The organism is Ruegeria sp. YTSC003 (assembly GCF_059609785.1).
In genome coordinates this window covers 14,812-28,696 of sequence record NZ_JBXWMK010000002.1, presented here as the reverse complement: position 1 = coordinate 28,696, position 13,885 = coordinate 14,812, and the positions used below count along the sequence as shown (strand labels likewise).

The window sequence follows — 13,885 nt, the reverse complement described above, 5'->3', positions numbered from 1 at the left end:
GACATGAGCGCCAAGGATCGCCTGCCCCACGAAAAAGGGTTTCACATCAGCTGGGATCAGATTCACCGTGATTCCCGCGCCTTGGCCTGGCGTTTGGACGGGCAAGGCCCGGATGACGGCGCATGGCGCGCAGTTGTGGCCATCACCCGTGGTGGTATGGCACCTGCGATGATCGTCAGCCGCGAGCTGGACATTCGCACCGTCGACACAGTCAGCGTGCGCTCGTACCACCATCAGGACCAAGGCGAAGCCGAGGTGTTGAAAGCCCCCGATGCCCAGCTGATGGGCGACGGCGAAGGTATTCTGATCATCGACGATCTGGTCGACAGCGGCAAAACGCTGGAACTGGTGCGCGCAATGTACCCCAAGGCGCATTTCGCGACGGTTTACGCCAAACCCAAGGGGCGACCGATGGTCGACACGTTCATCACCGAGGTCAGCCAGGACACCTGGATCTTTTTCCCGTGGGATATGGCCCTGCAATATGTCGAGCCCTACCGCGGGACCGACTAAAAGGACCCTCTCAACCCACAAAGAGTGAGGCAAAGCCTTACAAAGGACAGGCCCGTCATGACCCAGTCCCGCACCACCGCGACATTTGCTCCTCCGGTCATGGAGGCGCGGCGCTGGTTGGACGGGGTGGAGTTTCCGGATGACCGTCCCCTGATCAACGTCAGCCAAGCGGCCCCAGTCGATCCACCGCCGCTGGCGCTGCGCGAAGCGATTGCCAGCTTTGCCGTGACCGAAGACAGCGCCCATCTTTACGGGCCGGTTCTGGGCAATCCAGCCCTGCGAACTGAACTCGCCTTTCAGATCGGGTCACACTATGACGCGCAGGTGTCCAGCGATCAGGTGGCAATCACCTCGGGCTGCAATCAGGCATTTGCGGCTGCGATCACAGCGATCACCGATCAGGATGCCGAGGTGATTGTTCCGACGCCCTGGTACTTTAATCACAAGATGTGGCTGGACATGGCCGGGGTTCGGACGGTGGATCTGCCAACCGATGACGCCCTGCTGCCCGATCCGGACGCAGCCTGTGCTCTGATCACCGACAAAACCCGCGCCATCGTTCTGGTGACCCCGAACAATCCCGGCGGAGTGGAATACCCTGCCCCTTTGGTGCGCGCATTCTTTGATCTTGCGCAGGAGGTCGGCATCCGGCTGATCGTGGACGAAACATATCGGGACTTCGACAGCCGCAGCGGCCCACCGCATGACCTGTTCGCCCAGCCTGACTGGGATCAAACCCTGATCCACCTCTATTCCTTTTCCAAAGCATACAGGCTGACCGGCCACCGTGTCGGCGCGATTGCGACCGGCACTGACCTGCTATCCGAGATTGAAAAGTTTTTGGACACAGTCGCCATCTGCCCAAGCCAGATCGGCCAGCACGCAGCCCTTTGGGGAATGCAGAACCTGTCGCAATGGCTGGCAGGAGAACGGGATGAGATCCTCGACCGCCGCGCCGCAATTGCCGAGCTGTTGCCAAGCCTGACGGACAAGGGTTGGCGGCTGCTGGGTCTGGGCGCTTATTTCGCCTATTTCGAACACCCGTTCGATATCCCATCGGACGAACTGGCCCAACGACTGGTCCCCGAGGCCGGTATCCTGCTGCTGCCCGGCACAATGTTCATGCCCGAAAATGATGCGGCCGGAAAACGTCAGGTTCGTATCGCATTTGCCAATCTGGACCGCGCCGGATTGGGGCAATTGTTCGAACGGCTGGCTGCTCTGTCCTTCTGAGCTTGCTCCCCGACGGTGCGCGTCGTATTCAGGGCCGCAACCGACAGGGCAGTTACCTGCCGACAAAAGCACGAAGAGGGCACAATGGCCGCAGGCGTAAAAAAGTTATCAAAGACCTTTGTCTGGATTCTCATGGGCCTTTTGATGCTCGGACTTGCAGGGTTTGGCGCAACCAGCCTCTCTGGCACCGTGCGTTCGGTGGCCCAGGTCGGGAATGAGGATATCTCGGTTGATGACTATGTCCGCGAGCTGCAGCGCGAAATTCGCGCGGTTGAACAACAGACAGGCCAGCCTTTGCAAATGTCGCAGGCCATTGAGTTTGGTCTGGATCGTCTTGCCTTGTCGCGCCTGACGGCTTTAGCAGCGCTGGACAATGAGGTCGGTATGCTGGGCATCTCGATCGGCGATGAGAACCTGCAGGAAGAAATTGTTGCGATTCCGGCTTTTCAGGGCGTCAACGGCACATTTGACCGCGACGCGTATCAGTTCCAACTGGAACAGGTCGGCATGTCAGACACCGAGTTCGAATCGGACCTGCGCAAGGAAACATCCCGCACAATCGTGCAGAGTGCCGTGGTTAGCGGTGTGAAGATGCCCGAAACCCTCACGCAGGTGTTGACCGACTACGTTGGTGCCCGCCGCAGCTTTACCGTCGCAACTTTGGCGCCTGACGCCCTGCCCGCACCTGTTGCCGCCCCGACCGACGAGCAGGTCCAAACGTTTTATGATGAGAACACCGAGCTGTTCGCCCTGCCGCGCACCAAAAAGCTGACGTATGCGATCCTGTCACCCGAAATGCTGCTCGACGACGTGGAAGTCGACGAGGATTCGGTAAAGCGTTTGTACGAACAGCGCGCAGCTGAATTCCAACAGCCCGAGCGTCGCCTAGTTGAACGCCTGACCTTTCCGGATCAAGAAGCAGCACAAACTGCCATGGCTCAGCTAGAGGTCGGCGGTGCAACCTTCGAACAACTGGTTCGGGATCGCCAACTTGAGCTCAGCGATATCGACCTTGGCGACGTCACCCGCGAGGATCTGGGCGAAGCAGCCGATGGTGTCTTTGCTGCCGATCTGGACGCTGTTATCGGCCCGCTGCCTTCCACCTTCGGACCGGCGCTGTTCCGCATCAATGGCTCGCTTGCCGAAAACAACACGTCGTTTGAAGATGCCGCCCCTGCCCTGCGCGAGGAATTGGCAGCCGATCGTGCCCGCCGCCAGATTGAGGCGCAGGCCGAGGATATCAATGACCTGCTGGCCGGTGGCGCGACTTTGGAAGAACTGGCGTCCGAGACCGAAATGGAGTTGGGCCAAATCGACTGGAGCGCGCAAACCGGTGAAGGCGTCGCCGCCTATGACGGGTTCCGCAGCGCAGCCGAAGCCGTGCAGGATGGCGACTTTCCCGAGGTCGCGTTTCTTGAAGATGGCTCGATCTTTGCCCTGCGTCTGAATGAGGTTCTTGAACCCCGGCCGGAACCGATTGATTCTGCGCGTGACCGCGTTGTTGCCGCCTGGACCCAGGCCGAAACCAACAAGGCGTTGGAAGAACAGGCAAATGCTGTTCTGGAGCAGGTGCAGACCGATGGTGAGTTTACGGCTACCGGATTGCCGTTCCGCGTCGAAAACGCCCTGACCCGCACGGCCTTTTTGGAAGATGTACCTGCAGACTTCATGACTCAGGTCTTTGAAATGGAGCAAGGTGACCTGCGCGTCATTCCCGGTGCCGGAACCGCGTTTATCGTGCGTCTGGATGAACTGTTGCCACCTGCCGAAACAGATGAGCTGCGTCAGGTCCAAGCGGCCCTTACCGCGCAGCTGGATCAGGCTTTGGCACAAAACATCTTTGATGCGTTTGTCCGCGATGCACAGGTCCGTGCCCGTCCCGTCGTAGATCAGCAGGCCCTGAATGCTGTTCAGGCGAGCTATTAAAAGAGACTGAATATGGCGCTGACCCCCGACTTTGACAGCTTCGCCCGCGCCTATGAGGCAGGCGAGAATCAGGTTGTCTACACACGCTTAGCCGCTGATCTGGACACGCCGGTTTCCTTGATGCTCAAGCTGACAGGCGCGCAGAAAGACGCGTTCATGTTGGAATCGGTTACCGGTGGTGAGGTTCGTGGCCGCTATTCGATCATCGGGATGAAGCCGGACCTGATCTGGCGGTGCCAAGGCGAGACGTCTGCGCTGAACCGTTCGGCCCGGTTCGACCCTGACGCGTTCTCGCCCGAAACGGGCAACCCGATGGATAACCTGCGGGCGCTGCTGGCGGAAAGTAAGATCGACCTGCCGGACGACCTACCCCAAGCCGCAGCCGGGCTGTTTGGCTATCTCGGCTATGACATGGTGCGGCTGGTGGAATACCTGCCCGATGTGAACCCCGATCCGCTTGGCCTGCCTGATGCCATCATGCTCAGACCCTCGGTCATCGCGGTACTGGACGGCGTCAAGGGCGAGGTCACGGTTGTGTCGCCTGCATGGGTTAGCGAGGGGCAATCGGCCAAGGCTGCTTATGCACAGGCCGCAGAACGTGTCATGGACGCGGTGCGCGATCTGGAACGCGCCATGCCCGCCGAGACGCGCGATCTTGGCGATGCGTCCGAGGTCGCGGCACCGGTGTCGAATTTCACCAAATCCGGCTATTTAGAAGCGGTCGAAAAGGCCAAGGAATACATCCGCGCGGGCGACATCTTTCAGGTTGTTCCGGCACAGCGCTGGACTCAGGACTTTCCGCAACCTCCCTTCGCGCTCTATCGTTCGCTTCGGCGCACGAACCCGTCGCCCTTCATGTTCTATTTCAACTTTGGCGGCTTTCAGGTCGTGGGCGCCAGCCCCGAGATTCTGGTCCGCGTTTTCGGAGATGAGGTCACGATCCGCCCCATCGCCGGCACTCGGCCACGCGGCGCGACCCCCGAAGAGGACAAGGCCAACGAGGTTGATCTGCTGGCCGACAAGAAAGAGTTGGCAGAACATCTGATGCTGCTGGATCTGGGCCGTAACGACACCGGGCGCGTGGCAAAGATCGGCACTGTGCGCCCTACCGAAGAGTTCATCATCGAACGCTACAGCCACGTGATGCACATCGTATCCAACGTGGTTGGTGAGTTGGCCGAGGACAAAGACGCGCTGGATGCCTTCTTTGCGGGAATGCCTGCGGGCACCGTTTCAGGCGCGCCAAAGGTTCGCGCTATGGAGATCATTGACGAGCTCGAGCCCGAAAAGCGCGGCGTTTATGGCGGTGGTGTGGGGTATTTCAGTGCTGGCGGCGACATGGATATGTGTATCGCCCTGCGTACGGCCATCGTGAAAGACCAGAAGCTCTATATTCAGGCAGGCGGAGGCGTGGTCTATGACAGCGACCCCGAGGCCGAATTCATGGAAACCGTTCACAAATCGAACGCCATTCGGCGTGCGGCTGCAGACGCGGCCCGGTTTACTGGCTCTGGCAACTCTTAAAGAATAGCGGCTGACCTCATGGTCAGCCGTTTTTCATTATCAGCCTTACTGAGCTTCTTGCGTCATGACCGCTGAAATCGGGGCCATGGCCACGCGGCCACCGCGATCTTCCAGTCCCCATAGCAACAGGGCCGAGATCGTGTCCGGGCGCAGCCGTCCCAACATGACGACAGTTCCCTGCTGACCAGCCCGGAACGCCGCCTGATCCAAGAAACGTCGCATGATCGTTGGGTCCTGACGGGCACCGTCGATGTCGCGAAAGATGACCCCGGAAGGGATGCCATTGCGAGCGGCCAGTTTCTGGACGGTGTTCAGGCCATTGTCCTGGGTGATAAGCCCGCGCCCGGTATCACCGGCAATTGCAGCCACCTGATCGGCCAGTTTGCGATTACCCTGAATTCCAGTTCCCACGCCTTCCAGAATACCAACGGTTTCCGGCAGAGTGTCCAGCCACACAGCCATCGAAACCTCAGCATCTTGTGCGCTGGCCGCCTTGGGCAAATCGGCAAGGGCCAGAACCTCGAAACCCGCTGCGCGATGGCGGGCCATTTTTTCGGCCGCATCAGGGTCAGACGGGCTGACAGCAAAGCTGAGCGGATACGGGAAATCCTTCAACGCCTCGGCTCCAAAGGCCCCTTCATCATCAATCAGAATGATCGACATTAGCGGTTTGGCTTCGGGGTTTTCGAACTTGGCGGCATAGGCATCAATTGGCTTACCGGGCAGAAGTATCGCGGGTTGCTCATCTTCGGAGACCGGCGCGTCATCGCGTTCAGTCAGCGGGACGACTCGTTTGCCAACGGTCAAACCGTCGGTATCCGTTTCTTCACCGCCGATCTGCGGGACCGCCGCGATCCGGGGCAGCTTCTTAAGCTGCAGGTCTTCTTCCCCTTCTACGGCAATCGGGTTGTTCTCAAGTGGATCGACCTCAGGCGTCTGCGGTTCGATTGCCGTGGGTTCGGGCTTCGGCTCGGGTTCATTTTCTGTTTCGATGATTGCCGGCAATGCCTCTGCGACTTCAGGCTGGGTCTCAGCAACTTCGGGCTGCACCTGTTCTACTTCCGGCTCGGGCAGTATTTCCAGAACCTCCGGCGCAGGCTGCGGCTCAACCTCAACGATGGTTTCTTCTTCCTTGAGTGCAACCGGCGGCTCGGGCGCGGTTTCCGAGATGATCGGCTCACCTTCGGTACTGGGCAATGGCTGCAATTGCGCAGGCGACTGCGGCACAACCGGTGCCTCGTTTGATATGGTTACCTCAGCCGTGTCAGGTATTTCGACCCCTTCGACCTGCGTGACAGCCTCACTGATCGTCGGCTCAGAGTCTGGCACAGTCTCCACGTCCGCCAGTCCGGCAAGATTGTCCGTTTGATCCCTGGAAGCATCGGATGCCACCGGCGGCGCGGTCACCAGATCGGCATCTGCCACCGTCTCGGCCGCTTCGGTGCTGACCTCGGGGGCCGCCGCCGGTGCAGGCTCGGGCGCCTCGGCGTTCACAACCGGTTTTCGGGTCAACGGGGTATTCAGGGATAGTACCGCACCAAGCAGACCAACAACGACCGCCCCTGCGATCATCCCGCCTAGAAATCCGCCCATCTTAACTGCCTCTCGCCTTCATCCTGCTTCGATCGCCTCAACGCCGTTTACCGCGCCTTTGGCCTGCGATTGCGCCCTGAACAGGATGTCCTCTTGACGCTGCCCCGCAAGCCTGAGCATGTATGTCCCGACATTATACCGTGGCCAGGGGCTGTATCGCCAGTCCGAAATGCCCAAGCCGAGACAAGTGCCCAAATGCTGCTGCTGATCGACAACTACGACTCGTTTACCTACAACCTGGTACATTATTTAGGCGAACTTGGCGCCGAAATGGTCATTCGGCGGAATGACGCCTTGGATGTGCAAGAAGCCATGGCGATGAACCCGGCGGGGATCCTTCTCAGCCCCGGTCCATGTGACCCGGATCAGGCAGGGATTTGCCTGGCGTTGACTGAAGCGGCAGCTGAAACAAAGACGCCGCTGTTGGGCGTCTGTCTTGGCCATCAGACGATTGGACAGGTGTTTGGCGGCAACGTTGTCCGCTGCCACGAAATCGTTCATGGCAAGATGGGAATGATGCATCACACTGGGAAAGGTGTTTTCGCGGGCCTGCCCACCCCGTTTGAGGCGACCCGTTATCACTCGCTGATTGTGAATCGTGACACCCTGCCCGACACGCTTGAGATCACAGCAGAACTGGAAGACGGCACCATCATGGGCCTGCAACACAAAGAATTGCCCATTCACGGCGTCCAGTTCCACCCGGAATCAATCGCCTCCGAGCATGGCCACGCTCTGCTCAAGAATTTCCTGTCCGAGATGAAAGTTCCTGCATGAGCGACGCTCTGAAACCACTGATCGGAGCCGCAGCCGATCGGCCCCTGACGCGTGCCGAGGCTGAACAGGCCTTTGGTATTCTGTTTGACGGCGAAGCCACGCCCAGCCAGATTGGCGGCCTGCTGATGGCGATGCGCACACGTGGTGAAACGGTAGACGAATATGCAGCCGCTGCCGCCGTGATGCGCGCGAAATGCAATGCGGTCAAGGCCCCGGCGGGCGCGATGGATATCGTCGGCACCGGTGGCGACGGCAAAGGCACACTGAACATTTCGACCGCCACGGCGTTTGTCGTTGCCGGCGCGGGCGTAACTGTCGCCAAACACGGCAACCGAAACCTGAGCTCCAAATCAGGCGCTGCAGATGCGCTGGGACAATTGGGAATCAACGTTATGGTTGGCCCGCAAACCGTTGAAAAGGCTCTGCAAGAAGTCGGCATTGGCTTTATGATGGCCCCCATGCACCATCCTGCGATTGCGCATGTCATGCCCAGCCGGCAAGAGCTTGGGACGCGTACGATTTTCAACATTCTTGGCCCGTTGACCAACCCCGCTGGTGTTCGGCGTCAACTGACCGGTGCGTTCAGTCGCGACTTGATCCGCCCAATGGCGGAAACGTTGGGACTGCTCGGCGCTGAACACGCCTGGTTGGTGCACGGATCGGATGGCACAGATGAGTTGACGATCACCGGTGTAAGCTGGGTCGCTGCGCTGGAAGACAGCGTTGTGAAAGAGGTTGAACTGCATCCCGAAGACGCAGGTCTGCCAGTTCATCCCTTCGAAGACATCATTGGCGGAACGCCCGAAGAAAACGCCGTTGCGTTCCGCGCCTTGCTGGACGGCGCGCCCTCGGCCTACCGGGACGCGGTGCTATTAAACTCTGCCGCAGCCCTTGTGGTTGCGGGCGCTGCCGATGACCTGAAAGACGGCGCCGCAAAGGCGCGGGAAAGCATCGACAGCGGAAAAGCCAAAGACAAAATCGCGGCGCTGGCCCGAATTACGCAGGAGGCCGCATGACCGAGACGGTTCTGGATAAGATCAAAGCCTATAAACTTGAGGAAATTGCGGCAGACAAAGCGCAGAAGTCGCTGGAAACGCTGGAAAACGAGGCCCGCAATGCGCCCGAGGTCCGCGGCTTTGCCGATGCGCTTCGAACAGCGGCGCGTCGGGGGTATGGCCTGATAGCCGAAGTCAAGAAAGCCAGCCCATCCAAAGGTTTGATCCGCCCGGATTTCGACCCGCCCGCGCTGGCCAAAGCCTACGAAGAAGGTGGAGCCGCATGTCTCTCGGTGCTGACAGACACACCCAGTTTTCAGGGGGCAAAGGAATACCTGACCGAAGCCCGGGCTGCCACGGAGCTTCCGGCGCTGCGCAAGGATTTCATGTACGACCCCTATCAAGTGGTCGAGGCGCGTGCTTTGGGTGCGGATTGCATCTTGATCATCATGGCATCGGTCGACGACGCGCAAGCCGCTGAACTGGAACAGACTGCATTCGACTGGGGTATGGATGTCCTAATCGAAGTTCACGACCAGAACGAGTTGGAACGTGCAGCCGAGCTGAAAAGCTCACTGATTGGGATAAACAATCGTAATCTCAAGACCTTCGAGACATCTCTTGATACCACACGGCATCTGTCCAAGCTTGTGCCAGCGGGCCGGACGATCGTCTGCGAAAGCGGTCTGAGCACGCCTGAAGATTTGGCCGACATCGCACGTTACGGCGCGCGCAGCTTCCTGATCGGTGAAAGCCTGATGCGTCAGGACGACGTGGCAGCAGCCACCCGCCACCTTCTCGCAAGCCCTCTGATCCCCGGAGTCATGTGATGCCCTTGACCCATTTTGATGCTCAGGGACAGGCCCATATGGTCGATGTCTCGGACAAGGAAGTCACCGACCGCGTCGCCGTGGCGGCTGGTCACATCAAAATGGCGCAGGACACCTTTGATCTGATTTCCGAAGGCCGCGCCAAGAAAGGTGATGTTCTGGGCGTGGCACGTCTTGCGGGCATCATGGGCGCAAAGAAAACGCCTGATCTGATCCCTTTGTGTCACCCGCTGCCAGTCACCAAGGTCGCTGTCGAGCTGACGCTGGATCCGGACTTGCCCGGTGTGCAGGTCCAGGCCACAGTCAAAACCTCCGGCCAGACTGGGGTCGAGATGGAGGCGCTGACCGCCGTTTCTACCGCTGCCTTGACGGTCTATGACATGACCAAGGCCGTGGATAAGGCGATGGAAATTGGCGGTATCCGCGTATTGCTAAAAGATGGCGGTAAGTCAGGACGTTACGAAGCAAAATGATCACCGTCGAAGAGGCCCGCGCGCTGTTGTTTGATCTGGTCTCGCCACTGACAAGCGAGACCGTTGCTTTGTCGGACGCGGCGGGTCGTATTCTCGCACAAGATGTCGAGGCCACCCGTGACCAGCCACCATTTGAAGCGTCCTCGATGGACGGCTACGCACTGAAATCGACCGAGGTCGAGCTGCACGCCATGTTCAAGGTCATCGGCGAGTCGGCAGCTGGCAACCGCTACACCGGTCGCGTCGGGCCCGGACAGGCGGTGCGCATATTCACTGGTGCCCCGGTTCCCGAAGGTGCTGATTTCATTGTCATACAGGAAGATACCGAACGTCGCGGCGACCTGATCACAATCTCGGACCTGCCCGGCCCAAAATCGAATATCAGACCTGCAGGCGTCGATTTCAAAGCAGGCACAAAGATCTCGGCCCCACGTCAGTTGCGCGCCGAGGACATCGCGCTGATGGCGGCGATGAATATTGCGACCGTACCAGTGACTCGAAAGCCTGTTATTGCGCTGATCTCCACCGGTGATGAATTGGTGATGCCGGGCGAAACCCCGGGCCCCGATCAGATCATCGCATCCAATACGTTTGGCTTGAAAGCACTGCTGGAGGGCGCTGGCGCGCACGTCCGCATCCTTCCGGTCGCGCGCGATACGGTCTCATCGCTTGAGACTGCCTTCGGACTGGCCGAAGGAGCGGATCTGGTTGTGACCATCGGCGGCGCATCGGTTGGAGACTACGATCTGGTGTCAGATGTCTCAACCGGACTGGGAATGGAGCAATCTTTCTACAAGATCCGAATGCGCCCCGGCAAACCTCTGATGGCGGGTCGATTGGGACAAACGGCAATGGTCGGTTTGCCCGGAAATCCTGTCAGTGCAATGGTTTGCGGTTATCTCTTCCTGTTGCCGATGGTACGCCGGATGTTGGGTGTCGAACAGGTTCTGCCCCCATTGCGAACCGCAAGGCTTGCTGAACCATTGGGCGAAAACGGTCCGCGTGAACACTATATGCGGGCTATGCTGGACGAAACCGGTATTCGCGCGTGTTCCGATCAGGACAGTTCGCTGCTCAGCGTTTTGGCGCAGGCAAACGCTCTGTTGGTGAGGATTCCGCATGACCCCGCCCGACCTGCCGGGGATGAGGTTCAATACCTGCCGATCTAAATCCCGCTCAAATCCGTTGACACAAAACGTGAACATGCGTAGAACAAAAGAAAACGCATGACCGATGAGGTGTGAGCAATGTTGACCAAGAAGCAGTTGGATTTGTTGGAATTCATTCACAAACGCGTTCAGGCGGACGGTGTTCCGCCCAGTTTCGATGAAATGAAGGCCGCGCTGGACCTTCGGTCCAAATCTGGCATCCACAGATTGATTACGGCGTTAGAAGAACGTGGGTTCATTCGGCGTCTGGCGCACCGCGCGCGGGCCATCGAAATCGTCAAACTGCCGGAAAGCCTGGGTGGAGAACCCACAGTGGCCTTCAAGCCGCGTGTGATCGAAGGCGACAAGCCGTCCGGCCCCCGCCCCGCGAATTTTGAGCCGGTGACCGTGGATGCGATGGAATTGCCAGTGATGGGCCGCATCGCTGCCGGCGTCCCGATCGAAGCGATCAGCCATGTCTCGCACCGCGTCGCCGTGCCCGGTTCAATGGTATCCGGCAAGGGTGAGCATTACGCACTGGAAGTGCGCGGCGACTCGATGATTGACGCAGGGATCAACGATGGAGATGTAGTGGTAATCCGGGAAACCTCGGTTGCCGATAACGGCGATATCGTTGTTGCTCTTGTCGAAGATCAGGAAGCCACCTTGAAGCGGTTCTTCCGCCGAGGTCAGGCGATTGCGCTTGAGGCCGCGAACTCTGCCTATGAAACCCGCGTTCTGCCAGAAGATAAGGTCAAGGTGCAGGGTCGTCTGGTTGGACTGATCCGCAGCTACTAAAACTGCTTGGTATCCCGGTTCCCGGATGTGTTCGGGGACCAGAGCCTGTCGCCCATCACCTCTTTAGACGTTGTGATCTTGCCGCCCGACAGGGACAGGCTTCCCGTTGCCAGCAGCCGTTTCGGATCAAAGACTTCACAGCCGCCGGACAGTTGCAGCGCCACGGCAGAAATCACGATCTGATCGGCATTGCAGGCACTGATCCCGCGCGCCGCGCGTTTGCCTGTAACGTGCAACACCTCTTTGCCCTGCCAGTCATACCGTTGAATGGTGCCGGAATTATGCGGCCAACGGCTGGCCGCCTGCAACTGATCTGCCCCGTCCCCATCATTTTCCAGCCAGACGGTTGCGACAAACCCGCTTCCCTTTTTCTTACTCAAGGCGCGTCCTTGTTCGGTCATCACGCCAACAAGACCGCCACTATCCGCAACCAGTATTTCAGGGCGATTTCCCTGCCCCCATAACATCAACGCCACGACCATTGGTGCCACCCCAACCCATCGGGCCCGTCCTTGCCACAGCGCAAGCCACAGGCCGCCAAGCGCAGTTAGCGGCAGGACAGGGGTCGGCGGGCTGACAACATATCCTTGCGCGCCGTCAAATCCCGATACCCATTGAGAAACCGCAAGAATCCACTCTAAACCCAGCCCCATCACTGCTAGCGGCACCATCTCAAGGCCGAATGGCGACAGCAGTGCTGCCACCACGGCCGAGGGGACGACAACCATGCCCATGACCGGCACTGAAAGCATGTTTGCCAGAAGACCATAGTGAGACAATGTGTTGAAATGCGCCGCACCAATTGGCGCGGTTGCAAATCCCGCGATAGCTGAGGACATCAGTAGGCCCGCAACAGGTTTCAGCCACTTTGGCCCCGGCATCGGTCCAATGTCACGCAACGCTCCGAACACCGCCACAAGCGCTGTCGTTGCGGCAAAAGACATTTGAAACCCCGGGCTAAGCAAGGATTCGGGGCGCAGACTGAGTACGATAAGTGCGGCGACCGCAACGGCCCGTAGGGAAATCGCGCGTCTGTCAATCAGGATGGCCATCAGCATGACACTTGCCATGACAAAAGCGCGTTCCGTGGCGACATTTCCCCCAGACAGCAACAAGTAGATCGTGGCCGAGACCATCGCACAGACAGCCGCCAGTTTGCGCACAGGCAATCTGAGAGCCAGCGCAGGAATGGTTGAGAAAAAAAGCCTGCACATCAAGTAGACGAACCCGGTCAGCAAGCCCATGTGGAGGCCCGAAATCGCCAACAGATGCGCCAGGTTGGAAGCGCGCAGTGACTTTAGCGTTTCTTGCCCCATACCGCTGCGATCACCCGTTGTGACGGCGGCCGCAAACCCGCCAATCTCACCCGGCAGGATCGTGCGGACATGGTTGGAAATCGCCATTCGCCATGCTGTAATGCGGATGCCTTTGGGCTGCGGGGGCGCAGCGATCAGCACCGGGACACGGGTGTATCCCACGGCCCCCAGCCGTTGAAACCACGCGTGTCGCTGAAAGTCGAACCCACCCGGTTCCACCGGACCTTGAGGGGGCGACAAATGGGCAGTGGTCATGATCCTTTGGCCGGGCACTAGTGAGCGTGCGTCGCCGTGCAAGGAAAGCCGAACGCGCTGCGGCCGCCGGTCACCGGGCACATCCCCTATACGCACCCGATCCAGCGTAATCCGCAGCGCATCCGACGCAGAGCGATCCATGGCAACGACCCGCCCCTCGACCGGGCCATAGTAACGCCATGACAGGACCGGCTCTGCCACCGTATGGGCGCGCACGCCCGCCAGGATGAACCCGGCAGCGATTAGCGCCCCCCCTGTTGTCAACGCCGCCCAGCCAGACGGCAGCCTGCGCGCCATCCCCAGGCAAATGGCAATCGCGGCAACAAGGCCAACATAAGCCTTCCAGTCCGGTTCGAACCGAAGACTGAAATACAGACCTATACCGACTGCCACACACACCGGAGACCACTGAAACAAATACCCTGTCTGGTTCAGCAATGCGGCCTCGACCCGTGCCAGAACACGCATGGTTGCCCCCGTCCTTCCGGCTCGTTAGACAGGCGC

At 59.4% G+C, this 13,885-nt stretch carries 12 protein-coding genes; 10 read left to right on the top strand and 2 right to left on the bottom strand.

Annotated elements, in window-relative coordinates:
• Positions 1 to 3: 3 nt before the first annotated feature.
• From gpt to trpE, 4 genes are all read left to right on the top strand, one after another.
• Entirely contained in the window at positions 4 to 513 is a 510-nt protein-coding gene (gpt, locus tag AC2FFH_RS03865; RefSeq protein WP_113790194.1) for a xanthine phosphoribosyltransferase, read from the top strand.
• 57 nt (positions 514 to 570) lie between these two features.
• A complete protein-coding gene (locus AC2FFH_RS03860; protein ID WP_496843786.1) occupies positions 571 to 1,746 on the top strand; it encodes an aminotransferase in 1,176 nt (391 codons plus the stop codon).
• Between the two features lie 84 nt (positions 1,747 to 1,830).
• Entirely contained in the window at positions 1,831 to 3,672 is a 1,842-nt protein-coding gene (locus tag AC2FFH_RS03855; protein ID WP_282168234.1) for a peptidyl-prolyl cis-trans isomerase, read from the top strand.
• 12 nt (positions 3,673 to 3,684) lie between these two features.
• Positions 3,685 to 5,196: an anthranilate synthase component I gene (gene trpE, locus AC2FFH_RS03850; protein ID WP_496738509.1), complete on the top strand. Its 1,512-nt coding sequence runs from the start codon at positions 3,685 to 3,687 to the stop codon at positions 5,194 to 5,196.
• Positions 5,197 to 5,241: 45 nt separating this feature from the next.
• On the opposite strand, the gene AC2FFH_RS03845 is transcribed toward trpE, so the two are convergent.
• On the bottom strand, positions 5,242 to 6,789 hold the full coding sequence (locus AC2FFH_RS03845) for a divergent polysaccharide deacetylase family protein (protein WP_496764692.1): 1,548 nt from the start codon (positions 6,787 to 6,789) through the stop codon (positions 5,242 to 5,244).
• A gap of 195 nt (positions 6,790 to 6,984) precedes the next feature.
• On the opposite strand from AC2FFH_RS03845, the gene AC2FFH_RS03840 reads away from it, so the two are divergent.
• The 6 genes from AC2FFH_RS03840 (at position 6,985) to lexA (ending at position 11,810) form a co-directional block, all read left to right on the top strand.
• Complete coding sequence (locus tag AC2FFH_RS03840; RefSeq protein ID WP_496764690.1) at positions 6,985 to 7,566, top strand: anthranilate synthase component II; 582 nt, start codon at positions 6,985 to 6,987, stop codon at positions 7,564 to 7,566.
• Positions 7,563 to 8,582 (top strand): anthranilate phosphoribosyltransferase, encoded by a 1,020-nt coding sequence (gene trpD, locus AC2FFH_RS03835; RefSeq protein ID WP_496764688.1) that lies wholly within the window; start codon positions 7,563 to 7,565, stop codon positions 8,580 to 8,582. Before AC2FFH_RS03840 ends, trpD begins: the two co-directional genes overlap by 4 nt.
• Positions 8,579 to 9,391, top strand: a complete 813-nt coding sequence (gene trpC, locus AC2FFH_RS03830; RefSeq protein ID WP_496764686.1) for an indole-3-glycerol phosphate synthase TrpC — start codon at positions 8,579 to 8,581, stop codon at positions 9,389 to 9,391. Before trpD ends, trpC begins: the two co-directional genes overlap by 4 nt.
• The gene (gene moaC / locus AC2FFH_RS03825) at positions 9,391 to 9,864 is read left to right on the top strand and encodes a cyclic pyranopterin monophosphate synthase MoaC (RefSeq protein ID WP_282151297.1); all 474 of its coding nucleotides are present in this window, start codon (positions 9,391 to 9,393) and stop codon (positions 9,862 to 9,864) included. The genes trpC and moaC overlap by 1 nt, the downstream gene beginning before the upstream one ends.
• A complete protein-coding gene (locus AC2FFH_RS03820; protein WP_496764683.1) occupies positions 9,861 to 11,033 on the top strand; it encodes a molybdopterin molybdotransferase MoeA in 1,173 nt (390 codons plus the stop codon). Before moaC ends, AC2FFH_RS03820 begins: the two co-directional genes overlap by 4 nt.
• 78 nt (positions 11,034 to 11,111) lie before the next feature.
• Entirely contained in the window at positions 11,112 to 11,810 is a 699-nt protein-coding gene (lexA, locus tag AC2FFH_RS03815) for a transcriptional repressor LexA (RefSeq protein ID WP_496738505.1), read from the top strand.
• Here lexA and AC2FFH_RS03810 read toward each other — a convergent pair.
• A complete protein-coding gene (locus tag AC2FFH_RS03810) occupies positions 11,807 to 13,849 on the bottom strand; it encodes a ComEC/Rec2 family competence protein (protein ID WP_496843785.1) in 2,043 nt (680 codons plus the stop codon). The two genes, lexA and AC2FFH_RS03810, sit on opposite strands and share 4 nt — an antisense overlap.
• Between the last annotated feature and the right edge of the window lie 36 nt (positions 13,850 to 13,885).